At 63.9% G+C, this 23920-nt stretch carries 24 protein-coding genes and 1 pseudogene; 17 read left to right on the forward strand and 8 right to left on the reverse strand.

Features of this window, described 5'->3' with window-relative positions:
• Window positions 1–30: 30 nt before the first annotated feature.
• The 7 genes from BPHYT_RS24905 to cysS all read left to right on the forward strand — a co-directional run bounded on the left by BPHYT_RS24905 (window position 31) and on the right by cysS (window position 7894).
• On the forward strand, window positions 31–297 hold the full coding sequence (locus BPHYT_RS24905) for a hypothetical protein (RefSeq protein WP_041759125.1): 267 nt from the start codon (window positions 31–33) through the stop codon (window positions 295–297).
• 126 nt (window positions 298–423) lie between these two features.
• Complete coding sequence (locus BPHYT_RS24910) at window positions 424–1980, forward strand: NADH-quinone oxidoreductase subunit M (RefSeq protein WP_012426883.1); 1557 nt, start codon at window positions 424–426, stop codon at window positions 1978–1980.
• A gap of 368 nt (window positions 1981–2348) precedes the next feature.
• On the forward strand, window positions 2349–3248 hold the full coding sequence (cyoA, locus tag BPHYT_RS24915) for a ubiquinol oxidase subunit II (RefSeq protein WP_012426884.1): 900 nt from the start codon (window positions 2349–2351) through the stop codon (window positions 3246–3248).
• Window positions 3249–3251: 3 nt separating this feature from the next.
• Window positions 3252–5240, forward strand: coding sequence for a cytochrome o ubiquinol oxidase subunit I (gene cyoB, locus BPHYT_RS24920; RefSeq protein ID WP_012426885.1), 1989 nt, complete (start codon window positions 3252–3254; stop codon window positions 5238–5240).
• The gene (gene cyoC, locus BPHYT_RS24925; RefSeq protein ID WP_012426886.1) at window positions 5240–5845 is read left to right on the forward strand and encodes a cytochrome o ubiquinol oxidase subunit III; all 606 of its coding nucleotides are present in this window, start codon (window positions 5240–5242) and stop codon (window positions 5843–5845) included. Before cyoB ends, cyoC begins: the two co-directional genes overlap by 1 nt.
• Window positions 5846–6178: a cytochrome o ubiquinol oxidase subunit IV gene (gene cyoD, locus BPHYT_RS24930; protein ID WP_012426887.1), complete on the forward strand. Its 333-nt coding sequence runs from the start codon at window positions 5846–5848 to the stop codon at window positions 6176–6178.
• Window positions 6179–6505: 327 nt separating this feature from the next.
• Window positions 6506–7894 (forward strand): cysteine--tRNA ligase, encoded by a 1389-nt coding sequence (gene cysS, locus BPHYT_RS24935; protein ID WP_012426888.1) that lies wholly within the window; start codon window positions 6506–6508, stop codon window positions 7892–7894.
• 97 nt (window positions 7895–7991) lie between these two features.
• Here cysS and BPHYT_RS24940 read toward each other — a convergent pair whose 3' ends face one another.
• On the reverse strand, window positions 7992–8240 hold the full coding sequence (locus BPHYT_RS24940) for a hypothetical protein (protein WP_012426889.1): 249 nt from the start codon (window positions 8238–8240) through the stop codon (window positions 7992–7994).
• Here BPHYT_RS24940 and BPHYT_RS38780 point away from each other — a divergent pair.
• Both BPHYT_RS38780 and BPHYT_RS24945 read left to right on the forward strand, forming a co-directional pair.
• On the forward strand, window positions 8239–8388 hold the full coding sequence (locus tag BPHYT_RS38780) for a hypothetical protein (RefSeq protein WP_167315770.1): 150 nt from the start codon (window positions 8239–8241) through the stop codon (window positions 8386–8388). The two genes, BPHYT_RS24940 and BPHYT_RS38780, sit on opposite strands and share 2 nt — an antisense overlap.
• A gap of 173 nt (window positions 8389–8561) precedes the next feature.
• Entirely contained in the window at window positions 8562–8954 is a 393-nt protein-coding gene (locus BPHYT_RS24945; protein ID WP_012426890.1) for a carboxymuconolactone decarboxylase family protein, read from the forward strand.
• A 96-nt stretch (window positions 8955–9050) separates the two neighbouring features.
• On the opposite strand, the gene BPHYT_RS24950 is transcribed toward BPHYT_RS24945, so the two are convergent.
• The 3 genes from BPHYT_RS24950 to BPHYT_RS24960 all read right to left on the reverse strand — a co-directional run bounded on the left by BPHYT_RS24950 (window position 9051) and on the right by BPHYT_RS24960 (window position 13265).
• The gene (locus tag BPHYT_RS24950; RefSeq protein WP_012426891.1) at window positions 9051–9743 is read right to left on the reverse strand and encodes an HAD family hydrolase; all 693 of its coding nucleotides are present in this window, start codon (window positions 9741–9743) and stop codon (window positions 9051–9053) included.
• Window positions 9744–9854: 111 nt separating this feature from the next.
• Window positions 9855–11297 (reverse strand): cytochrome-c peroxidase, encoded by a 1443-nt coding sequence (locus BPHYT_RS24955; RefSeq protein ID WP_012426892.1) that lies wholly within the window; start codon window positions 11295–11297, stop codon window positions 9855–9857.
• A gap of 201 nt (window positions 11298–11498) precedes the next feature.
• A complete protein-coding gene (locus BPHYT_RS24960; protein WP_012426893.1) occupies window positions 11499–13265 on the reverse strand; it encodes a phospholipase C in 1767 nt (588 codons plus the stop codon).
• Between the two features lie 400 nt (window positions 13266–13665).
• Between BPHYT_RS24960 and BPHYT_RS24965 the strand changes: the two genes are divergently transcribed.
• The 7 genes and pseudogenes from BPHYT_RS24965 (at window position 13666) to BPHYT_RS37485 (ending at window position 19081) form a co-directional block, all read left to right on the forward strand.
• Complete coding sequence (locus tag BPHYT_RS24965; protein ID WP_012426894.1) at window positions 13666–13986, forward strand: YXWGXW repeat-containing protein; 321 nt, start codon at window positions 13666–13668, stop codon at window positions 13984–13986.
• A 332-nt stretch (window positions 13987–14318) separates the two neighbouring features.
• Window positions 14319–14906: pseudogene (locus tag BPHYT_RS24975) on the forward strand (RNA polymerase sigma factor); the annotation flags it as partial.
• On the forward strand, window positions 14903–15331 hold the full coding sequence (locus tag BPHYT_RS24980) for a hypothetical protein (protein WP_012426897.1): 429 nt from the start codon (window positions 14903–14905) through the stop codon (window positions 15329–15331). The pseudogene BPHYT_RS24975 and the gene BPHYT_RS24980, both read left to right, overlap by 4 nt.
• Entirely contained in the window at window positions 15328–15846 is a 519-nt protein-coding gene (locus tag BPHYT_RS24985; protein ID WP_012426898.1) for a periplasmic heavy metal sensor, read from the forward strand. Before BPHYT_RS24980 ends, BPHYT_RS24985 begins: the two co-directional genes overlap by 4 nt.
• 73 nt (window positions 15847–15919) lie before the next feature.
• On the forward strand, window positions 15920–17479 hold the full coding sequence (locus BPHYT_RS24990; protein WP_012426899.1) for a DUF1800 domain-containing protein: 1560 nt from the start codon (window positions 15920–15922) through the stop codon (window positions 17477–17479).
• Window positions 17480–17484: 5 nt separating this feature from the next.
• Window positions 17485–18633 (forward strand): DUF1501 domain-containing protein, encoded by a 1149-nt coding sequence (locus BPHYT_RS24995; RefSeq protein WP_012426900.1) that lies wholly within the window; start codon window positions 17485–17487, stop codon window positions 18631–18633.
• A gap of 232 nt (window positions 18634–18865) precedes the next feature.
• The gene (locus tag BPHYT_RS37485; protein ID WP_012426901.1) at window positions 18866–19081 is read left to right on the forward strand and encodes a YXWGXW repeat-containing protein; all 216 of its coding nucleotides are present in this window, start codon (window positions 18866–18868) and stop codon (window positions 19079–19081) included.
• 23 nt (window positions 19082–19104) lie between these two features.
• On the opposite strand, the gene BPHYT_RS25000 is transcribed toward BPHYT_RS37485, so the two are convergent.
• From BPHYT_RS25000 to BPHYT_RS25010, 3 genes are all read right to left on the reverse strand, one after another.
• A complete protein-coding gene (locus BPHYT_RS25000) occupies window positions 19105–20349 on the reverse strand; it encodes an MFS transporter (protein ID WP_012426902.1) in 1245 nt (414 codons plus the stop codon).
• 38 nt (window positions 20350–20387) lie between these two features.
• On the reverse strand, window positions 20388–20933 hold the full coding sequence (locus tag BPHYT_RS25005) for a flavin reductase (RefSeq protein ID WP_012426903.1): 546 nt from the start codon (window positions 20931–20933) through the stop codon (window positions 20388–20390).
• Window positions 20934–21127: 194 nt separating this feature from the next.
• Window positions 21128–22519, reverse strand: a complete 1392-nt coding sequence (locus tag BPHYT_RS25010) for an LLM class flavin-dependent oxidoreductase (RefSeq protein WP_012426904.1) — start codon at window positions 22517–22519, stop codon at window positions 21128–21130.
• 239 nt (window positions 22520–22758) lie between these two features.
• On the opposite strand from BPHYT_RS25010, the gene BPHYT_RS25015 reads away from it, so the two are divergent.
• On the forward strand, window positions 22759–23328 hold the full coding sequence (locus tag BPHYT_RS25015; RefSeq protein WP_012426905.1) for a helix-turn-helix domain-containing protein: 570 nt from the start codon (window positions 22759–22761) through the stop codon (window positions 23326–23328).
• 138 nt (window positions 23329–23466) lie between these two features.
• Here the strand turns inward: BPHYT_RS25015 and BPHYT_RS25020 are convergent, their stop codons facing one another.
• Complete coding sequence (locus tag BPHYT_RS25020; RefSeq protein ID WP_012426906.1) at window positions 23467–23826, reverse strand: BON domain-containing protein; 360 nt, start codon at window positions 23824–23826, stop codon at window positions 23467–23469.
• Window positions 23827–23920: the final 94 nt, after the last annotated feature.

A 23920-nucleotide genomic window follows, 5' to 3' on the forward strand; every position in this document is an offset into this window, starting at 1 on the left:
GACGCCCGAAACCCATGCCTCCACCGCACCATGCGTCAGCATGTTCCGTTCCGGGCAGAGATGCACACCGACGCACTGGCGCAACGGTTCCCAAATGATCGTCAACTGCGCGCTTTTTCGGGCAAAATTCGCCGCCGCGACACCGCGCCGCCGGGTTTGTGCGTCTGCACATTTTTATCCATTTCGCAAGCGCAGGCGTCGCAACAATACATTGCCAGCGGCTTTGCCGCGTTGTTGCGCTGCAAAAGTATTCTTATCTTGGTAATCTCCCACCCTTGGTCATTCGACTGCGGGTAAACGTGTAGCGGACAACCCCGACTCCACGTCCATTTCAGCGAAATCCAGCCTACATATCCATTTCAGCGCTTTTCATTTTGAAAGCGTTGATGCGGCGTTTTGTACTTCAAGTTTTCGATAGAGCACATGCCATTGCCTCTTCTTAGCCTTCTAATCTGGATTCCTATTGTCGCCGGCGTGGTGGTTTTGCGCGCCGGATCCGACGCGGCACGCAGTCGCACCCGGTGGCTCGCGCTGATCGGCGCAATTGCGGGTTTCCTGCCGGTGATTCCGTTGGTGACGAATTTCCGCAACGACGTCACGTCGATGCAGTTCGTCGAGAACGCACGCTGGTCGCCCAGCTTCGATATCGCCTGGCATGTGGGCGTGGACGGAATTTCGCTGTGGCTCGTCGCACTGACCGCGCTCACCACGATCATCATCGTGGTTGCCTCGTGGGAATCGATCACCGAGCGGACCGCCCAGTACTTCGGCGCGTTTCTGATGCTGTCGGGTTTCATGCAGGGCGTGTTCACATCGCTCGACGGCATGCTGTTCTTCATCTCGTTCGAAGCGACGCTGATTCCGCTGTATCTGCTGATCGGCACGTGGGGCCAGTCGAACCGCTCGTACGCCGCGGTGAAGTTCTTTTTCGTGTCGTTTCTCGGCTCGCTGCTGATGCTCATGTCGATGCTGTATCTATACAGCCAGACGCACAGCTTCGACCTCGCGCTGTGGCGTGAGACGCACCTCGGCACGTGGCCGCAGGTTCTGATCTTCCTCGGTTTCCTCGCCGCGTTCGGCGTGAAGGTGCCGATGTGGCCGCTGCACACGTGGCTACCGGACGTCCACCTCGATGGTCCGACGGGCGCCGCCGTGATGATCGGCATGCTGAAGCTGGGCGGCTACGGTCTGCTGCGTTTCGCTTTGCCGATCGCGCCGCAGGCCAGCCACTTCTTCGCGCCGATGATGATCACGCTCTCGCTCGTCGCGGTGATCTACGCGAGCCTGCTCGCACTCGTGCAGACCGACATGCGCCGCCTGCTCGCGTATTCGACGGTCGCGCACATGGGCCTCGTCACGCTCGGCCTGTTCGTGTTCAACCGCATCGGCCAGGCCGGCGCGATCGTGCAGATGCTGTCGTACGGCGTCGTGTCGGGCGCGATGCTGTTGTGCACGGGCATGCTCTACGACCGCACGAAGACCGCGTCGATCGCCGAGTACGGCGGTGTGGCCAACACCATGCCGCGCTTCGCCGCGTTCGTGATGCTGTTCTCCATGGCCAACATCGGCCTGCCCGGCACGTCGGGTTTCGTCGGCGAATTCATGGTGCTGATGGGCGCGATCCGCTTCAATTTCTGGATCGGCGCGATGGCGGCCACCACGCTAATCCTGAGCGCGGCCTACACGCTGTGGATGTACAAGCGCGTGATCTTCGGCGCGATCGCCAACGCGCGCGTCGCGAACCTCAAGGATCTCGGCAAGCGCGAATTCGTGCTGCTCGGCGCGATGGCGCTGCTGGTGCTCGCCATCGGCATCAATCCGAAGCCGTTCACCGACGCGATCGATCCGTCGGTTGGCACGCTGCTGGCTCAATCGGAGCGCTCGGCTCATCCTTCGGGCACCGCGCCGGCTGATGGCGGTGAGCATCTGCAAGCCGCAGTGCCGGCGCCGGCAGCCGCGACGGCCCGCTCGCCGGGCTAATCGAACGAGGCATTGCGCAGGCGCAGCATTCACTCGGCGAATGCCGCGCCGCCAACGCGCTTTTCCCTTAGGGATCAAGTCTCTGTGCACGCATGACGCGCGGCGCGGCCCCTCAGGCCGTGCTGCGTTTTTGCGCTTGTTTAAAGGGGTTTTCGCGTTTCGCCGGCATGTCGATACTCGGCAAATGGCATTGCAAACGCTCATTCGCGCGCAGCTGTGCGGCAACGTGTCGCACTGTGCTGCGACGCAATAGATCGTTGCTAAATCGAGTGTTTATTACGGCCTTGCGTGCCCCTATTATGCGAGCGCTTACTATTGGAGAGCGGTCGAATGACGTTCGTTGAAGACGTAAAAAAGAGGCAATGGATATGAAAGGAAAGACTCTGCGAGGGTCGATGAGTTTCATTTCCGCGAGCCTCGTGTTGCTGCTCTCGGGTTGCAGCAACCTCGATATTCTGAATCCGAAGGGGAGCGTAGGTCTGGCGGAACGTGAGCTGATTGCCACGTCCACCTGGGCCATGCTGATCGTGGTCGTGCCGGTGATCGCGCTCACGCTGCTGTTCGCGTGGCGTTATCGCGCGTCGAATAAAGCCGCCGATTACCGCCCGGGCTGGGTGCATTCCACCGGTATTGAAATCGCCATCTGGACGATTCCGACGCTGATCATTCTGTTCCTCGCCGTGCTGACGTGGAAGACCACGCACGAGCTCGATCCGTACAAGCCGCTCGAGTCGCAGGTCAAGCCGATCAACGTCGAAGTCGTCGCGCTCGACTGGAAGTGGCTGTTCATCTATCCGGACCTCGGCATTGCATCGGTGAACCAGCTGGCGTTCCCGGTCGGCACGCCGGTGAACTTCACGATCACGTCGGACACGGTGATGAACTCGTTCTTCATTCCGCAACTTGGCGGCCAGATCTACGCGATGGCGGGCATGCAAACGCGCCTGCATCTGATCGCGGACGAAGCCGGCAATTACGCGGGCGCCTCGGCGAATTTCAGCGGCAAGGGCTTCTCGGACATGAAGTTCCGCGCGCTCGCCACCTCGCCTGAAGAGTTCAACGCATGGGTTGCGAAAGTGCGCGCATCGTCGGACAACCTCAGCATGGACCGTTACCACACGGTGTCCGCGCCGACCGAGAAAGAGCCGGTGCGCTACTTCTCGAGCGTCGATCCGAAGCTCTTTCACAACATCATTGCCCGATACAACAACGGCAACGTCCTCGACAACATGAAGGACGCCAACTGTGCGCCAAAGGGCAAGGGGTAACGCATGTTCGGTAAACTTTCACTAGACGCGATTCCGTACCACGAGCCGATCATCATGGTCACGGCCGCGATGATCGCCATCGGCGGTGCGACGCTGCTGGGTTTGATCACCTATTTCGGCAAGTGGCGCTATCTGTGGACCGAGTGGCTCACGTCGGTGGACCACAAGAAGCTCGGCGTGATGTACATCGTCGTGGCGCTGATCATGCTGTTCCGCGGTTTCGCGGACGCGATCATGATGCGTCTGCAACAGGCGCTCGCTTATGCGAACCCGGGTTACCTGCCGCCGCATCACTACGACCAGGTGTTCACGGCGCACGGCGTCATCATGATTTTCTTCATGGCGATGGCGTTCATGATCGGCCTGATGAACATCATCGTGCCGCTGCAGATTGGCGCACGCGACGTCGCGTTCCCGTTCATCAACTCGCTCTCGTTCTGGATGACCGCGGTCAGCGCGATCCTGATCAACATCTCGCTGGTGATCGGTGAGTTTGCGCAAACGGGTTGGCTGGCGTATCCGCCGCTCTCCGAACTGCAATTCAGTCCGGGTGTCGGTGTCGACTATTACCTGTGGAGCCTGCAGCTTTCCGGTATCGGCACCTTGCTGACCGGCGTGAACTTCTTCGCGACGATCGTGAAGATGCGCGCGCCGGGCATGACGTTCATGAAGATGCCGGTGTTCACGTGGACCGCGCTGTGCACGAACGTGCTGATCATGGCTTCGTTCCCGATCCTGACCGTGACGCTCGCGCTGCTGGGTCTGGACCGCTACCTCGGCATGCACTTCTTCACGAACGATGGCGGCGGCAATGCCATGATGTACCTGAACCTGATCTGGGCATGGGGTCACCCCGAGGTGTACATCCTGATCCTGCCGGCCTTCGGTATCTTCTCGGAAGTCGTGGCGACCTTCGCCAAAAAGCCGCTGTTCGGCTACAAGACGATGGTATGGGCGACCTGCGCGATCATGGTGCTGTCGTTCCTCGTGTGGCTGCATCACTTCTTCACGATGGGTTCGGGCGCGGACGTCAATGCGTTCTTCGGTATCGCCACCATGGTCATTGCAATTCCGACCGGCGTGAAGGTGTTCAACTGGCTGTTCACGATCTACAAGGGCCGGCTGACATTCACGCCGCCCATCCTGTGGACCATCGGCTTCATGATCACGTTCACGATCGGCGGTATGACCGGCGTGATGATGGCGATCCCGGGCGCGGACTTCGTGCTGCACAACAGCCTGTTCCTGATCGCTCACTTCCACAACGTGATCATCGGTGGCGTGCTGTTCGGTTATCTGGCCGGCTTCAACTACTGGTTCCCGAAGGCGTTCGGTTTCAAGCTGAACGAAAAGCTGGGCAAGGCATCGTTCTGGTTCTGGCAGATCGGTTTCTGGGTGGCGTTCACGCCGCTGTACGTGCTCGGCTTCATGGGCATGACGCGCCGTATCAACCACTATGACAACCCGCTGTGGCACCCGTGGCTGATCCTGGCCGCGGGCGGTGCGGCGCTGATCGCTATCGGTATCGCGTTGCAGGTGTTGCAGATCGTCGTCAGCATTCGCGACCGCAATCTGCCGCGGAATCGCGACCTCACGGGCGATCCGTGGAACGGCCACACGCTGGAATGGGCGATGAGCTCGCCGCCGCCGGTCTACAACTTCGCGATCATCCCGACGGTGCACAAGCTCGACGCGTTCACCGACATGAAGGCGCGCAAGGATACGCAAGCGAAGCCGGTGTATCGCGACATTCACATGCCGTCGAATACGTCCGCGGGTGTGATCGCCGGTCTGTTCTCGCTGGTGCTCGGCTTTGCCGGTGTCTGGCACATCTGGTGGCTGGCGATCGTCGGCCTGGTCGGCGCGATCGGCACCGTGATCGTCTATAGCTTCCAGAAGAACGAAGGCTATTACATCCCGGCCGCCACGGTCGCGGAAATTGAAGAGAAACGCTCTGGCGCCGGTGCGCGAGTCGCGTTGGAGGTGGATTGATGTTGACCAAGACTATGGATGCGCACTCGCATCACGACGCGGACCACGTACCGTCGCAATCGGTGTTCGGCTTCTGGCTGTATCTGATGACCGACTGCATCATCTTCGCGGCGCTGTTCGCGGTGTTCGCAGTGATGGGCCACCAGTTCGCGGGCGGTCCGAGCGGCAAGGATCTGTTCGAGATTCCGGGCGTCGCGCTCGAGACGACCATGCTGCTCCTGAGCAGTATCACGTACGGCTTCGCGATGCTCGGCGCGCACAAGAACCGCAAGGGCGTGCTGCTCTTCTGGCTCGGCGTGACGTTCCTGCTCGGTCTCGCGTTTCTCGTGCTGGAACTGCGCGAGTTCTCGCACCTGATCGCCGAAGGCGCGGGCCCGAGCCGCAGCGCATTCCTGTCGTCGTTCTTCACGCTGGTCGGCACGCACGGCCTGCACGTCACGTGCGGCCTGATCTGGATGGTGGTGCTCGCCATTCAGGTGATCAGCCATCGTGATCTGACCGAACGCGACATGATCCGCCTGACGTGCCTGAGCCTTTTCTGGCACTTTCTGGACGTCGTGTGGATCGGCGTCTTCACCTTTGTCTATCTCGCGAGCGTGATCTAAATGGACCATAGCCATAACGCCCACGCAGGTGAAAGTCACGGCAGCATCGGCAGCTATACGACCGGCTTCATTCTCTCCGTCGTTCTGACCGTCGCCGCTTTCGGCCTCGTCATGACCGGCACGTTGACCGGCGAGAACGCGCTGCTCGCGATCGCGGGCCTCGCGCTCGTGCAGATCGTCGTGCACCTGATTTTCTTCCTGCATCTGAATACGTCGTCGGAGCAGCGCTGGAATGTGATGGCGTTCGCCTTCACGCTGCTGACCGCGGTCATCGTGATCGGCGGCACGTTGTGGGTCATGCACAATGTCAGCATGCACATGATGTCGCGCTGAACGAACGAACATTCCGTTCGAAACGAAGCCCCGCAAGGCGAAAGTCCTGCGGGGCTTTTTCATGCGACGAACGCGGGCGCATCTGGCTGCCTGAGGTGCGCTGAAGATTGACCGAACCGGCAAACCCGCGTTAGGATCGTTGCCATGATCGCTTCTATCCTTTCCCGTCCGCATTCTTTGCGCGCATGCTGTCACAGCCTGCCGATGGGAGCTTGCGTCTAGCAAGTCGATCTGCGCACATTCGCATCCCTGAGGCCACCCGTCATACGACCGGTGGCCTTTTTGCTTTTGAACGCTTGTTGAACACCCTTCGCCTGGAGACATCACATGCCGCTTCGCCTGTACGACACCTGGACGCGCACCGTGCGCGAATTCACGCCGATTCATCCGGATCACGTCGGCCTGTATTGCTGCGGCCCGACGGTGTACGACCATGCGCACATCGGCAATCTGCGGACCTACGTGTTCGAAGACGTACTGCGGCGCGCGCTGGTGTTGAACGGATATAACGTGCGGCACGTGGTGAATATCACCGACGTTGGCCATCTCGTATCCGACGCCGACGAAGGCGAGGACAAGATGGAGAAGGGCAGCCGGCGCACTGGCGAATCGGCGTGGGCGATCGCCGAGCGGTACACGGCGGCCTTCATGAACGACTGGCGCGCGCTCAACTTGCTGGAGCCCGCGCTCTGGTGCCGCGCGACGGATCACATTGCGGAGCAGATCGACTTCATTGCCGAACTCGAGCGTAACGGCTTTACGTACCGCACGGCCGACGGCGTCTATTTCGACACCAGCAGGCAGGATGACTACGGCTATCTGGCGCGTCTGGATGTGGCGGGTTTGCAGGCGGGCAAACGCGTCGCGCCCGGCGAGAAGCAGCGCGCGACCGATTTCGCGCTGTGGAAATTCAGTCCGCCCGGCGCCACGCGGCAAATGGAGTGGGACAGTCCGTGGGGACGCGGCTTTCCCGGCTGGCATATCGAGTGCTCGGCGATGTCGGCGAAGTATTTGAGCCCGTGGTTCGACATTCATTGCGGCGGCGAAGATCACATTCCGGTGCATCACAGCAACGAGATCGCGCAAACCCAGGCGCGCTACGGCACGCGTCTGGCCAACTTCTGGATGCACGGCCATTTTTTGTTGCTGGACGCCGGCAAGATGTCGAAGTCGGGCGGTGACTTCTTACGTTTGCAGACGTTGAGCGAACGGGGCAACGATCCGCTCGCGTATCGCTATTTATGCCTGAGCGCGCATTACCGCAGCAGTCTGCGCTTCAGCGAGGCCGCGCTGGATGCCGCGCAAGCCGCACTGGACCGTTTGCGCCGCAGCTACGCGCGATGGCCGCAAGGCGGCAAGCCGGACGCAGCGAGCGTGGCGCGTTTCAAGGCGGAGGTCGATCACGACCTGAACCTGCCGCGCGCGCTCGCGGTGCTGTGGGACGTGGTCAGAAGCGATCTGCCGCCGGCAACGCGAAGGGCGAGCGTCGATTGCTTCGACGTCGTGCTTGGACTGGGTCTCGCCGATTGGAAGGACGTCGATACGCCCGAGCTTCCGGCGGAGATCGCGGCCCTCGCGGATCAACGCGAAAGAGCCCGCGCCGCAAAGCAATGGAGCGAAGCGGATCGTCTGCGCGACGTGATGACGGCGGCCGGCTGGCTGGTGGAAGACAGCGCGGGCGGCCAGGTATTGCGACTGCGTGACCAGACGGAGTAGCACGAAAAAAAGGCGTGGTGAGCGCGTTCAGGCTTGCGCGCTCGCCACGCCACGGCGCAAACAGGCGGCGCCGTTTGCCTTTCGGCCTGCTGCGGCACTACAGCGGCACCACCTTCAGTTCCTTGTGCGAAGGCAGCGGGTCGAACGGGAAGTAGACCGGTCCGCAGCCGAAATGAACCGGCGGGCATGGGCTCCAGCCGCGTTCGATGTGCATCGGCTGATCCAGTCCGCCATAACCGGAAGGTGGCTGGCGCGTCAGGCAGCCAGTGCCGCCGCGAACGGATAGCGATGCCGCGCGGTCGAGTTCGTCGAGGCGGGCGAGGTCTTTGAGGACGAGCGTTTTCATGGTGGATCTCCAGCGGAGTGAGTGCATCGAGGTGGATCGAGGAGAGCGGAAAAATGCCGCGCTCATGTCCCCGGAATGCACGCACCATGCCATCGGCGCTAAAGCGGCGCGCCATATGCTTTGCCGCGATTTCCCCGGCGTGGTGTGATGGCGAGCGGCCAACTCGGCGCACAACGAGTGTCGGCGAATCAGCGACATCCGTCTGGCGCGTCATGCAGTTGTGAGGCCCGCTGAAAATCACGTCACAATAGACCGCTACCGCGAATCGTGCACAAGGCGCGCAGGGTTCACGGAATCTCGTCAGCAAGGAAAGGAGAACGCATGAGCCAGCTCAAAGCCGTCGAATACGCTGCGGCGTCGCCGGAAGTCAAAGCCGTGTACGACGATATCAAACAGACCCGTCAGGTCGACGACGTCAACAACTTCTGGAAGTACATCGCCCAGCATCCGCCAACTCTCGCGCGCACGTGGGACAGCCTGAAGGACGTGATGGCGCCCGGTGCGCTCGATCCGTTCATCAAGGAATTGCTCTACGTCGCGGTGAGCGTGACGAACAACTGCGGCTACTGCGTGGCGAGTCACACGGCGGCCGCGCGCCGCGCCGGCATGACTGACGAGATGTTCGGCGAATTGCTCGCGGTCGTGGGCATGGCCAACGAGACGAACCGGCTGGCAGTGGGATACCGCGTGCCGATCGATCCGGCTTTCGAGTAAGCGCGGCGGCAAGCGTCAGAGTCGGCGCGATTTTTTCGCGCGCCGTCGTCGAAGCGGGATGCGGCGCGCAGGCCGGCGCCGCAGTCTGCACCTTCGTCAGTGCGTTTGAGCGCGCCATCCCGCCAGCAAAGCGGGCAACGCACCCATGTCCCTGAACACATGCGCGGCACCCGCGCCATGCAAGGCGGTCGCGCTGCTGTGGCCGAGTTCGAGCGGGCAATAACCGAACACCGTCGCGCCCGCAGCCACGCCTGCGGTCGCGCCTGTCACCGTGTCTTCGATCACCGCGCAACGGCGCGGATCCACATCCAGCGCCGCGGCCGCCGCCAGGTAGACGTCAGGAAAGGGCTTGCTGCGAGGCATTTCATGGCCGCTGAAAATGCGTCCTTCGAAGCAGTCGAAAATGCCGGCCTTCACCAACTGCATTTCCACCTTGATACGATCCGCGCCTGACGCCACCGCAATGCGCCCATTCAGCGCCGCATGAAGCGCGCGCACCGCATCCGGCGCGCCGGGGATCGCGACCAGTTCGAGATCCAGCGCGGCATTGCGTCGCTCGCGAAACTGCATGAGCCAGTCGGTCGTGATCGCGACACCGGTGCGCGCTTCGATCAACGCGGCTTCGTCCCGAACGGCTTTGCCGACGAAAATACGCATGGTCTCTTCGACGCTCAAATGCCAGCCCAGCTCGCCGAGCATGTCGGTGAGCACGCGGTTGGTGATGGGTTCGGAGTCGACGAGCACGCCGTCGCAGTCGAAGAGTACGGCGTCGAAGGGGAAATCGGCCATCGGGCAGGGGACGGATAAAGTTCGCGGAACCGGCAAGGATACCTCACCGGCTCGCGCGCCGCAGCGTGAAGGCCGCGTGTGCGGCCTTCACGGCACGACGACACATGCAACTCAGTTCTTGTACCCGTCGCTCAGCGTCTTCATGAACGCGATGATGTCCTGAATATCCTCATCGCTCATGGCCGGCTGATCGCCGAACTTGCGGTCGAACGGCGCGTCGGCCACGTCCACGTTGGCGTGGTACTGAGCCGGCAGATCGTTGTACTTCTGCACCTTGCCCGACGCATCGCGCGGATAGATTTTCTCCGGCGACGTATTGCGCAGGTTGTAGAAGTCCATCACCTGCTTGAGATCGTGGTACACGCCGTTGTGGAAAAACACCTTGCGTTCAGCCGAATTGCGCAGCGTCGGCGTGAGGAACATGCCGCAATACTGTGTCTGTTTGGCAAGGTCGTTGCGGAATGGGCCGCACACGCCCATGTCGAAGAACTTCGGATCCTTGTTGGCCGGAATCGCCGGATTGCGCGGCACGCCGAGCGCTTCGTATTGCGTGTCGGTGAACACTGGCGGCAAGCCGTCCTTGCTCGGCTGGCTCAAGTGGCAGCCGGCGCAGTTCGCCTTGTCCTTGTCGTTGAACAACTGCAAGCCGTGCAGCTCGGCATGCGTCAAACGCGCCTTGCCTTCGAGCCAGTAGTCGTACTTGCTGCTGAAAGCGTGGAACGATTGATCCTCGATCTGATAACGCCCCACGGCGAACATCGCCTCGGACACCATCAGGCTCGGGTTGGTGACGATACCCGGTCCGAAGATCTGCTTGAATTGATCCACATATTTGGTCGCCAGCAGCTTGTGAGCGACATCTGCCGGCGTTGCGTTGGCCATTTCCACCGGGTTGGTCAAAGGTCCGAGTGCCTGGTCCTGCAAAGTATCGGCACGGCCGTCCCAGAACAAACCGCCTTGCGGCACCATTGCCGGAGCGGCGGGCGCGGCGAGCGCGGTCTTTTGCGCGCGCTGCACGCCGGCGGCTTGCGTTGCCAGTTGCGTCATATCCACCGGCACGTCGGTGTCGCCCTGATCCGGGCCGATGCTGAACGGCGCCTGACGGTACAGATAGGTGAGCGACGGCGGCGGACGATAACCCGCCAGGTTCATATGCGCGCCGCCGAGTTGCACCGGAAACGCGTTGTCCGGCCCATACGAATGCTGCGGCGAGTGACACGAAGCACACGACTGCGTGCCCGAGGCCGACAAACTCTGGTCGAAGAAAATCTGTTTGCCTAGCAGCGCCACGGCGCTCAGCGGCGCATTTTGCGGACGCATCAACGTCACAGGATGCGGATTCGCGCCGGTGATTTCCTCGACGATCTCGCCGATAGCGGACGGCGCGCGCTCCGGGTACACGAGCGCATACGCGCAATAGACGATGATCGCGAGCACGATACCTGCCGCGCTCCACGCGAGCAGCCTGAGCCACGAGCGGCGGGTAATCACGGGGCCGGGCTCGCCGCCTGCGGGCAGAGGCGAAGACAAGGCGGCGTCAGAAGGATGGTTCATGGCGGTGATGACAGTTGATTCGATCGGCTGCGATAAAAATGCAAAGTCGAGCCAGCACGTTTGCACTGGCTCGACGCCCAACTACGACTTGGGATGCGCGACGCTTTTCACTACGCGGCGCCGCGCGGCGTGAGGCACGCATGCGACTCGTGCATCACGCAACGGCAAGCGCAGGAGAAGAGCGCGAGGCACGTCCGCGGATCAGATTGCCGGCGCGGCTGCCAGTTTGGTACCCAGGTTCTGATCCAGGAACAGCGCCGGATTGTTGCCGGAGCCCGTGAAGTTGAACATGTTCATGATGCTGCCCGCCGTCGCGTCGAACGAACCGCCGCCCAGGCGTTGACCGCCCAGCCAGTTGTCCTCGATAAAGCGCACCACGGAAGCCTGGGTGATCGGCGTATCGTCGACGAAGTTGACCTTGGCCCACGGCGACACCACGATAAACGGCGTACGCGTACCCGGGCCGCAACGGCCGTTCACCGCGCCGCCGTTCACGCCCTGCGGCTGCACCGCGCCCGCTGCCGTGCATTGACCCACGCCGCTCAGGTTGTCGGTGCCCGCCACCGTCTTGCCGCCCGCGGATTGCGCGGTGGTCGAATCGAACGAGGCGCTCGTCGGTGCCTTGAAACGGTGGTCGTACCAGCCGTCCGAATCGTCGTAGGCGATGATCACGGCGGTGTTCTTCCAGTCAGGCTGCTGTTGCAGGAAGTTGATCACCTTCGTGACGAAAGCCTGTTCGTCGATCGGGTCCGAATTGCCCGGGTGGCCGTCGCCGATCGCCGGCGCCTTCAGGAAGTTGACGGACGGATAGTTGCCCGCCTTTACCGCGGCGAAGAAGTCGTCGGTGTCGTACTGGTGGTGCACCGGCGTTGCCGTGTTGTCGAGCGGATCCGTGGAGCCGATCACCGCCGCCGACGACGGACGCGTATGCGCCAGGTTAGCCGTGCTCGCGTAATACTGGAACCACGCGTGATGCTGCACGTAGTCTGTCTTGGTCGCGTTCAGCACTTGCGAGAAGGTCGAACGCGCGCAGCCGGTCGTGCCGTTGGCGTTGACGGTCTGCAGATTGAAGCCGCCCATGAAGCCGCCCCACGTCAGCCCCTTCGCGTTGAGCAGGTCGCCGATATTCTTGTTATTCGACGACATCGCGCCGGTCGGCGAGCTTTTTGCCGCGATCGTGCAGACGTCGCCGGTCGGGTCGAGGTCGCCGATCATCGTGAAGCTGCCTGCCGAGTCGGGAATCGCGTTAGCCGACGTGCCGCCGGTCAGGACCACGCCGTTGTTCTGGCCGGACACCACTGCGAGCGCACCCGGCGTCGACGGACCGTACGTGTCCGTGTACGCGTTCTGGTTCATCGCGAAGTTCTGCGCGTAGTTCCACAGAGCCGTGACCGTGTTGCCGTCGAAGTAGCCGAGCACCTGACCTTTCGTGGCGAACGCGCCGGTGCTGCCGGCGATGGTCGAATTGGCTGCCGTGAAGAGCGGGAACGCGTCCATCGCGCCGTTGTTGTAGGCGAGTTGTTCGGCCGCATAGGCGTGGTTCTGGCTCGACGTATTGGCTTGCGAGCGGTCCAGGCGGAACGGCAGCAGATCGGCTGCCGGCAGGCCGAGGCCCGCGATCGTCACGCTGCCGACCGTGCGGCCCGCCGTGTTCGGCGAAGTGGCCAGCGCGTTCGGATTCGCCGTGATCAGGTTGTTGCTGCTGAGGTTGTTGACCGTGGGCGTGCCGGCGGCTGCCACGAATTGCGGCTCGCCGGTCGGGTTGGAAGCGTTCGGATAGGTGCCGAAGTAATGATCGAACGAAACGTTCTCGCCGAAAATCACCACCACGTGCTTGATCGGCGTGGCCGTGGCCACCGCGTCCTGAGCCGATACCACCGGCGCGGGCGAGTTCACGCTGTTGTTGCCGCAGGCTGCGAGCGTAAGCAACGCCGCGAACGGGATGGGTAAGAGGGTTCTACGGAACATTTGAAAGGCTCCAGATTCGACTTCGCCGTTCAGCGTTTGCATCGACGCAGGTGTGGATGTTTCGCTGGGAATATTGTTGGAAATACAGTTGGCGCTAGTGGTCTTACCGCGACAAACTGCGCGCATTGGACCATTCGTTAATTAAGATTTCGGGGCGCGAACCTTACCGAATCCCTCGCTTTTTATTCAATTGCCTAACTCTTGCTGTCATTCTGCTGACGCCGCATTGCGATGCGGAACCGGCTGCGACGCTGCGCCTCGCGTTTCACCGCGTTTTTTCCCGCATCCTTCTTTCCTTTTTGATTTTTCACACTGCCGCCGCGACGGATTGTTGTCGCTGCTGCGTTCAACAGGAAACGGAGCCGCTTTCCGGCTTCGGCTTTTAATGGGAGAAACCAACATGACATCCAATAAACCGGTTCGCCTGCTTACCGTCATGCTGACTGCCGCGCTGACCGGCGCCGCCACGTTCAGCGCCGCGCCGGCCTTCGCGCAAGCAGTGATCGTCGCGCCGACGGCGCCGCCGCCGGCGCGCGTCGAAGTGGTGCCGGCGCCGCGCGCGGGTTACGCATGGGATCCGGGCCACTGGCGCTGGGTCCAGGGCCGTTATGTGTGGGTGGGCGGCCACTGGCAGGCGGTGCGCGTCGGTCATCGCTGGGTGCCGGGACACTGGGTGGCGCGCGGTCCGAACTGGCGCTGGGTGGAAGGCCACTGGGCATGACCCGCGAGCGCCACGGCGGTCGATCTTTTTCGACCCGCTGCGTTCTCCAACCAGGCAGACTGATATGAAAACGCTCGTGATGATTCTGCTGGCGGCTACGCTCGCCGGCTGTGTGGTGTACCCGGCGCGGCCGGCCTACTATCGGCCGGCGGTCGTCGTATATTGATTGCGCTTATGCATGGCGAGACATGCCGTCTTCGCCATCCGCGCGCACCGTTCGAACCGGTGCGCGTGCAACCATCCATATGAGGTGTAGCCGGCATGAGAGGCATCGGAATGAGCGGCTTGTGCGCGACTGACGTCCGTCCCGCGGCGCGTTTCGTGCGGCGCCACGCACTCGCGCTGAGGAGCGCCATGTCTTGAGCGAACGCGACCCCGACGCGCAATTGCTCGAACAGATCGGCCGGCAAGATCCGGCCGCCGTCCGCTCGCTCGTCGCGCGCAAGCTGCCGCGTCTGCTTGCGCTCGCCACTCGCATGCTGGGCGACCGCATGGAAGCGGAAGACGTGGCGCAGGAGGTGTTCGTGCGCATCTGGAAACAGGCGTCGCGCTGGCGCGAAGGCGAGGCGAAGTTCGACACGTGGATTCATCGCGTCGCGCTCAATCTCTGCTATGACCGGCTGCGCGGCCGGCGCGAAGAGCCGCGCGACGAGCTGCCCGAGGAGGCCGATCCCGCGCCGTTGCCCGAGGCCGGACTCGAAGCGCGCGCCCAGGACCAGCGGGTTCGCGACGCACTCGCCGCGTTGCCGGCACGCCAGCGCGAGGCGCTGGTGCTCAACTACTACCAGGAGATGTCGAACATCGACGCCGCAGCCCTGATGGGCATCAGCGTCGATGCGTTGGAAAGTCTGCTGGCACGCGCGCGCCGCAATCTGCGCGCTCAACTGGCCGGCAGCGGCCTTAGCAAGGACAAGTCATGACGCCCGAAAGATTTCAGCAGATCGTCGAGGCCTACGGCGCCGAGCCGCGCCGCTGGCCGCAACAGGAGCGCGCGGCGGCGCAGGCGTGGGCGCACTCGCATCACGCCGAAGCCGACGCGCTGCTGGCGCAGGCGGCCGGCGTCGACGCGTGGCTCGCCGCCGACAAGGTCGAGCCGCCGGGCGCGGCCCTGCTCGAGCGCGTGCTCGACAGCGCACCGGTGCGGCAGCCGGCGCCGCCACGACGCCGCCTGTGGTGGTCGGGCGCGGCGGTCGCGGGCGTTGGGCTACTGGGCGGCGTAGCCGGCGCTTTCGCCGTGTCGTTCTTCGTGTTGACGGAGACCGCGGCGCAGGCGCCGCTCGCGCATGAGTCGTCTTATTTGACTTCGAGCTTCGGTGGGGCATCCGCCGATTGGAGCGACGAATGAACGGCCGATCGTGGAAAGTCGTGCTGGTAGCCTCGCTGGTGCTGAATGTGTTTCTGGTGGGCGCGATCGTCGGGGGTGCCTATCAATGGTTTGCCGCGCGCGGCGCAGCGGCGCCCGTGCTGGCGCAGCAGCGCGCGCTGCGCTTCGCCGCGCAAACGCTATCCGCTGAGCGGCAGAAAGCCTTTATCGACGGCCTGAAAGAAGCACGCCGCGACGGCCGGCAATATGCCCGCGAAGGCCGCGAAGGGCGTCGCGAAGTGTTGCGTCTGCTGGCGGCGCCGCAGTTCGATCGTGCCGCGCTGGACGCCGCGCTCGAACGCACGCGCGAGGCCGACAGCCATCTGCGCGCGCAGGTGGAAGGCAGCGTGGCCGACTTCGCGGCGACCTTGTCGCCCGAGGAGCGCGTTCAATTCGCCGACAGTCTGAAGCTGCGTGGGCAATGGCGCGAACCCGCGCCCGCGCCGAATGCGAAGAAGCCGGCGAGTCAGGCATCGAGCGGAACTTCGGGCGAGTAAAAAAACTGCGGCACCTGCGACGGAGTTTCGCGTGACAGCCGTTTAAGGACTATCCACAGCCGAAGAGGATGGTATGGCCAACTCACCGAACCTGAACGCCGCGGCGATTGCGCTCAACCGCTTCGGCCTGGGCGCACGTGCCGACGACACGCCGCCCGCCGATCCGAAAGGCTGGCTGCTCGCGCAGTTCGAACAGTACCAGGCACGGCCGGCCGCGTGGGCGAATCAGCCCGACTCCGTGGCGCTTTCTACTGAACTCGTGCAGCAGCGCATGCAGTTCAATCAGCAGGCTCGTCAGAGTGCGACTGAGGGCACGGCGACGAGTGCCGCGAACGTGCAAAACGTGGCCGTGCCTGACGGGCAAATCCGTGCTCAGGCAAACCCACAAACAAACGCACAGGCAGACACGCCCAACTCAACGCAAGCGAACGCGCAAACCGCCAGGCAGGCCGAACGAAAAGCAATTCGCGGTGAAATACTCGACATGTACCGCTCATCGGTGAATGCACGGGTGACGAGTGCGCTGACCACGCAGACGCCGTTCATCGAGCGGCTGGTGCATTTCTGGGCCAATCATTTCGCGGTTTCCACCGAGAAGCCCGGCGTCGCTGCGCTGGCCGGTTCGTTCGAGGCCGAAGCCATTCGCCCGCACGTGCTGGGCCGTTTCGAAGACATGCTGGTGGCCGTCGAACGTCATCCGGCCATGCAGGTGTTCCTCGATCAGACGCGCTCGGTCGGACCGGACAGCACGGCGGCCATGCGTGCCGCGCAGCGCAACCCGGAGCGCAAGCGCGGTCTGAACGAAAACCTCGCGCGCGAAATCATGGAACTGCACACGCTCGGCGTGCGCAGCGGCTACAGCCAGGACGACGTCACCGAATTCGCCCGTGCGCTGACCGGCTGGAGCGTCGCGGGCAATCCGGCCAACCCCGGCAACGCGGGTCGGCTAGCCATGCAGCAGAACACCGCGCCGGGCACCTTCGTGTTTCGCGCCGCGCTGCACGAACCCGGTTCGCGGACCATCATGGGACGTCGCTACGATCAGCTCGGAGAAGAGCAGGCGCTCGCGATCCTGCACGACCTCGCGAGCGCGCCGGCGACCGCGCAGCATATCGGCGGCAAGCTGGCACGTCATTTCGTTGCCGACAATCCGCCGCCCGGCGTGAGCGAACATCTGGCTAGCGCGTTCGAGCGCAGCGGCGGCGATCTGCCGGCCGTGTATCGCGCGTTGATCGATATGCCGCAAGCGTGGTCGCCCACCGCAGTGAAATTCAAAACGCCGTGGGAGTGGACCATTTCCTCGATGCGCGGCCTCGGCTGGCAGGACCTCGGCAAGCTGCAGACGGCGCCCATTCTCACGCAGCTCGGTCAGCCGGTCTGGCGTCCCGGCTCGCCCGCCGGTTACGACGACATCGCCGCGAGCTGGGCCGCGCCCGACGCGCTCGTGCGCCGGGTCGAAGTGGCGCAGCGTTTCGCGTCGCAAGTCGGCGACCGGCTCGATGCACGCGCACTCGGCCAGACGCTGCTCGCCGGTTCGCTCAGTGCGCCGACTGCCACCGCAGTCTCGCGCGCCGAAAGCGCCTCGACGGCGATCGCTTTGTTGCTGGTCTCGCCGGATTTTCAACGGAGATGAATGCCATGCTGTCACGCCGCAAGTTTCTGAGCGTCGCCGCTGCGGGCGCGGGCGCGATGCTCGTGTCGCCGCACATCGCGTTCGCGAGCGTCGCCACCGAGCGCCGTTTCGTGTTCGTGATCCAGCGCGGCGCCGCCGACGGTCTGAACATCGTCGTGCCGTACGCCGAACCGGCCTACGCCACATTGCGCGGCGCGCTTGCCGTCGACACTTCGAACGCGCCGCGTCTGGACGGCAGCTTCGCGCTGCATCCCGCGATGGTCCAGACCGCCGCAATGTATGCGAACCATCAGGCGCTGTTCGTCCACGCAGTGGCGTCGCCGTATCGCGACCGTTCGCACTTCGACGGACAGAACGTGCTCGAGACCGGCGGCACCTCGCCGTATCAGATGAAAGACGGCTGGCTGAACCGGCTCGTCGCGCAACTGCCCGCCACGCGTGAGAACGCGATCGCGTTCGCGCCGACCGTGCCGATGGCGCTGCGCGGGCCGGCGTCGGTCACGTCGTATGCGCCTTCGGCGCTGCCGCAAGCCCCTGACGATCTTCTCGCGCGCGTCTCGCAACTCTACGATCAGGACGCGCAATTGCGTCCGCTGTGGGAGTCGGCGATGACCGCGCGCGGTCTCGCGGGCGACGCCGGTGCGCGCCAGGATCCCGCGAGTCTCGGCAAGCTCGCCGCGGGGTTCCTGTCGCGCGAGAACGGGCCACGCATCGCGATGATCGAAACTGGCGGCTGGGATACGCACAGCGCGCAGAACGCGCGCCTCGGCAACCAGTTGAAGGCGCTCGACACCATGCTTGCGTCGTTGCGCGACGGCATGGGCCCGCTGTGGAGCAAGACCACCGTGCTGGTCGCGACGGAGTTCGGCAGAACAGCCGCCGCCAACGGCACGGGCGGCACCGATCACGGCACGGGGTCGGTGGCGATGGTGCTCGGCGGCTCGGTGCAGGGCGGACGCGTGATTGCCGACTGGCCGGGTCTCGCGCCTCACAATCTGTACGAGGCGCGCGATCTCAAGCCGACCACCTCGCTCGACGCGTTGATCGCCGGCACCGCGAGCGAAAGTCTCGGGCTCGATCCGCAACGCACGGCGTCCGCGCTGTTCGGGCGGACGTCGGCGGGGCGGCCGCTGAGCGGCATCGTGCGCGCGTAGCGGCGCATGGACACTGGCCGGATGCAGCGAATCAGTCCACTTTTGTCCATGTTGCCGGGCAGAGATCCGCCAACGGGACCGGCGCAGAGGATGTTGTTCAAAGAGCTGCAAAGCGAGCCGCTCACATGAAGTCGCCCGGCGAGCCGGCATGTTGCCGGGACACACGGTGTCATCCAGCGAGTCGGCAAGATGAGCGGCTCACATCCAAACGAAAACACTCAGGAGAGGAAACTTGAAAATCAGATCGAACGTACGCGCCGCATCGCTCGCGGCTCTTTGCGCCGCACTATTATCGGCCTGCGTGGTCGAGCCGGCGCGTCCGCCGCAACCCGAGCCGCTCGTCGAGGTGGTGCCCGCCGCGCCCGCGCCCGGTTATCACTGGGTGAAGGGCCATTATCGTTGGGAAGGCAATCATTGGGCGTGGGTGCCGGGACATTGGAGAGGATGACCAGGCAAGTAGCGGCCGGCGTTCTAACGCCGGCCGCCCGCAAGCCGTCGCGCATCCGGTAAGCGCCGCAACCGCGCCATCGCGATACAACCGAGCAGCGGCCCGACGGCAAGCATGCTGAAGGCGCCGCGCCAACCCGCCAACCCGACGACGTCCGGCACCAGATGAATGCTCACCAGCGTCAACAGAAAACCCGCGCAGGTTTGCGCGGTCAATAACGTGCCGATCGACGCCGGCTCGGCGAGCTCCGCAATGCTCGCCGAGAACTGCGCGGAATCGGCGATCACGGAGATCCCCCAGCACAGCGCCACGCAGCCGACCAGCCAGACCGGCGCGCCGAGCAGCCAGCCCATCAAGGCCGCGCACGCGCCGCTCACGGCCATCGCGCCGATCGTCACCGTGGTGCGGCCGAGCCGGTCCGCCAGCACGCCGCCGAGCCACGCGCCGAGCGCGCCTGCCGCGACCGCGCCGAAGGTGAGCCATTCGGCCGCCGCGCGCGGCTCTCGCATGCCGGCTGCCGCAAAGCTCGCTTGCAGGAAGACGGCGAGCCATGCCCACATCGCGTACAACTCCCACATGTGGCCGAGATAACCGAGGTTCGCGAGCCGCAGCGCGCGGTTGCGCCAGGCGCCGGCCAGCGCGGACCATTCGATGCGCGTCGCGCGCGCCATATTCGGCCCGACGCCGCACAGCAGAATCGCGACGCCCGCCAATAGCGCGCAGCACGCCGAGATGCCATAGATCGCGCGCCAGTTCGAACCGCCGAGCGCCGCCAGCAGATGCGGACTCGCCGAGCCGAAGGTCAGCGCGCCGACCAGCAGCCCGATCAACAGACCGAGATCGCCTTTCGCCCACGTCGCCGCGAGCCGCATGCCGACGGGATAAACGCCGGCCATGCAGATGCCGGTCAGCAGCCGCAGCAGGATCGCGAGCGGACTCGCCGGCGTGAGGAAGACGAGACACGCGGTGGCCGCGCCCGCCGTCAGCGCGCTGAGCATGAAGAGCCGCCGTGGATCGAAGCGGTCCGCAAGCGAGAGCAGGGCGCTCGTGACAGTGCCGGCCACGAACCCGGCCTGCACGGCGCTGGTGAGCAGGGTCGCTTGCATGGCGGACAGACTCTCGGCCTGCCTGACGATCGCCACCACCGCCGACGATGAAAACCACACGCTCATCGCGCCCACCTGGCAAAGCAGCAGAATCGCGAGCGAACGCGTCTTGCCGGCTGCCGCGCGGCTCGGTCGGTGCGGGTTTGCCGAGGCTTCTTTCATGCGAGTGTTGTGCGGGACATCGTGCGCTTCATCGTCCGTTAACCGGCCGATTCGGCAGCGAGCGCGTCGCTGGCCGCGGCCGCATGCGTCGCGTGCAGGGAGCGCGTGCCGACGCGGTGATAGCGGCGGCCGTAGTAGATCAGCGCGTCGCCTTCGACATGCGTATGCGCCGCTTTTACCGCGCAGAAGAACACCGTGTGCGTGCCGACTTCGGTCACCGATTCGATCTCGCAGTCCAGCGAAGCGAGCGCGCCGTGCAGGACCGGTGCGCCCGTCGCGAGGGTGTCCCATTGCGCGGCGGCAAAGCGTTCGGCTATCGGCAGCGTGCCGGTGGCGAAGTGCGCGGCGAGCGTCTGCTGTTCGGCGCTGAGCACATTGACGCAGAGTTTGCCGTTGGCGCGGAAAGCCGCGTTGTTGCGGCTGCTGCGATTGATGCAGACGAGCAGGGTGGGCGGCTCGTCGGTCACTCCGCACACCGCGGACGCGGTGCAACCGGCCAGGCCCGCCGCGCCGTCGCTCGTGATGATGTTGACGGCGGCGCCGAGACCGGCCATCGCGTCGCGGAAAGTGCTCCTGTCAAGCATGTGAGCCTCTGCGAAAGAATCGTTGTGCCGCAGCATGACGGCGCGGCCGGCACGAAGTGAGAATCTGCATGACGATGCCATTGATAAGGATGACCAGGAACCAGTGCGGCGGTGCAAACCGGCGAGCGGTATCTTGCAGCTTCGCGCCTGGCAGCCGAATGCGCGCGACTGAAGCGTGTATCACGTTGCTGGTGTCAGGCATCGTTTGAGATGGGCGCGGCGGCACAATCCGGCGAGCGGAATTTCGCCGCCGTATGGTTCGCAGGCAGACGCGCATGCCCGAAGAGTTTCTCGCGCAACGTGCCGTCACGATACGCATGCTTGTAAGCGCCGCGTTCCTGCAGAACCGGCACGACGTGCGTGATGAAATCCTCGAAGCATTCCGGCGCGACCGTACGCGACAGGTTGAAACCATCCACGCCCGCTACTTCGGTCCACGCGATCAGCTCGTTCGCCACTCGCTCGGCCGAGCCGACCAGCGGCGCCTGACGGCTGCCCAGCACCATCTGTTCAAGCAGCTTGCGTCTCGTCCACTGCGGGCCCGCCGCGCGCGTCATGGCCTCGACGTTCGATACGATGGCCTGGCTCTTGCCGGTTTCGATCGGCTCGTCGAGGTCGTAGCGCGCGAAGTCGATCCCGAGCGAGGCTGCCGCATGCACGAGCGCCGCCTCGGAGCTGACATAACGGCGGTACTCCGCGTACTTCTCCTGCGCCTCGCTGTCCGTGCGTCCGGTGATGACGGTTTGCCCGAGCAGCACCTTGATGTCGTCGGCTTTGCGGCCGCCTGCAACCGCGTGCGCGCGGATATCGTCGACGATTGCCTTCACGGCCGGCCTCGCCTGGCCGTTGACGAACACACACTCCGCGTGCGCCGCGGCGAACCGTTTGCCGCGCGCCGACGACCCCGCCTGATACAGCACCGGCGTGCGCTGCGGCGACGGCTCGCTCAGATGCATGGCGTCGACCCGATACTGCTTGCCGTGATGGTGGATCACGTGCACCTTCGACGCGTCCGCATACACGCCCTGGATCTTGTCGCGCAACACCGCGCTGTCTTCCCAACTGCATTCCCACAGTTTGTAGACCAGTTCCATGTATTCGTCGGCGAGGTCGTAGCGGTCGTCGTGCGCCATCTGGCCGCTCAGGCCGATCGCGCGCGAGGCGCTGTCCAGATAACCGGTGACGATGTTCCAGCCGACCCGGCCGCGCGTCAGATGATCGAGCGTCGACATGCGCCGGGCGAACAGATACGGCTGCTCGACCGTGAGATTGGACGTGACGCCGAACGACAGATGACGCGTCACCGCGGCCATGGCGGGAATCAGCAGCGTCGGGTCGTTGACCGGTACCTGCACGGCGCCGCGAATGGCTGCGTCGGGATTGCCGCCGTAGACGTCGTAGACGCCGGCGACATCGGCGAAAAAGATGCCGTCGAACAGGCCCGCTTCGAGCGTGCGGGCGTAGTCGGTCCAGTACTGTAGATCCGTATAGCGCGCGGACTGATCGCGCGGATGGGTCCACATGCCTTGCTGGATGTGGCCGACGCAGTTCATGTCAAAAGCGTTGAGAACGATTTCCTTCGGCATGGTGTCTTCCGGCTGGGTGGACGAATGCTCATGGCTGGGCGTTCGAGTCGCGTGCTCTTTTGCGGCTTGCTGTCGCGATCTTGCGTTTAATATAGTGGACGAAAAATCACTATGCAAGACATTGATTTCGGCTTTTAATGAGCGGCGAGGCGAGCGCAGCGATCAGCGTCGATGACCACACGGCCTCGATATAATTTGCGGGGCCCATCTTCCTCACTCTCCAACGCGTCCATCTTTCCATGTCCGAATCCGCTGCCATCGATCTGACCCAGGCGATCTCCTTGCGCGTGAAGACCGAGCGCGAGGCGCGCAACTGGTCGCTGAGCGAACTGGCGGAGCGCTCGGGCGTGTCGAAGGCGATGATCAGCAAGATCGAACGAGGCGAGGCGAGCCCTACGGCGACGGTGCTCGGGCGTCTGTCTGGCGCGTTCGGCCTGACCTTGTCGACCTTGCTGGCGCTCGCCGAGCAGACTGGCGAACGGCTCGTGCGGCATGCGGACCAGTTAGTCTGGCAAGACCCGGAAACCGGCTACACGCGCCGGCGCATCTCGCCGCCCACGGGCGGTGTGCTGGAATTGCTGGAGATAGAACTGCCGCCGGGCGTGAAAGTACCGTACCCGCCGGATGCTTTCGTGTTCCAGCATCAACAGATCTGGGTGACGCTCGGGGTGTTGACCTTCCGGGAGGGCAAGCAGGTTTATCGGCTGGAAGCGGGGGATTGTCTGCAACTCGGGGCGCCGCTCGAATGCGAATTCTTCAACGTGGGCAAAGACGTGTGCCGTTACGTGGTCGGCCTCGTCCGACGATAGGCGCTCGCACGTAGGTTTCAACGGGCGCTTCAATAAGCGTTTCAAATACTAGGACGACAGGCAACGCCTCACGCTCGCATCGAGCGGCGAGCGGCGTTGCCTGAGGTCACCGGCAACTCATCGGGTGAAAGCGGGCGCTCAACCTCCGCCGCCTTGCGTGCCGATGGTGAGCCTGTTGTTCACCGACTTCACGCCGGCCACACCTTTCGCCACTTCCTCTGCCTGCGGAATCTGCGCGCCGTCGGGCACAGATCCGGTGATCGTCACCGCGCCGCCACGGGCCCGGACGAACACGTTCGACACGTCAAAACCCTGCGCCCTCGAGAGAGCCTTGCGCACTTGCAGACCCAGCGCGCGGTCTGCCTTCTTGACCGTTTTGGCACTGGGCGCCGCCATGTCGCCGGACGCCATCGCGTCGCTCGCCTGCGCATAGGCGCTGGACGCCGTTGCCAAACACAATGCGATGCCGAGCGCCTTCAAAAGATTGACTGTTTTCACGTTTTCTCCATCCTCGAAAAGTTGATGTCGCTTCGTTGCATGCAAAAAACCACGCGCTTGCGAGCCCTTCTCCGCCCACGAGGAGCACCCTGTC

It is taken from the genome of Paraburkholderia phytofirmans PsJN (assembly GCF_000020125.1).
GTDB lineage: Bacteria > Pseudomonadota > Gammaproteobacteria > Burkholderiales > Burkholderiaceae > Paraburkholderia > Paraburkholderia phytofirmans.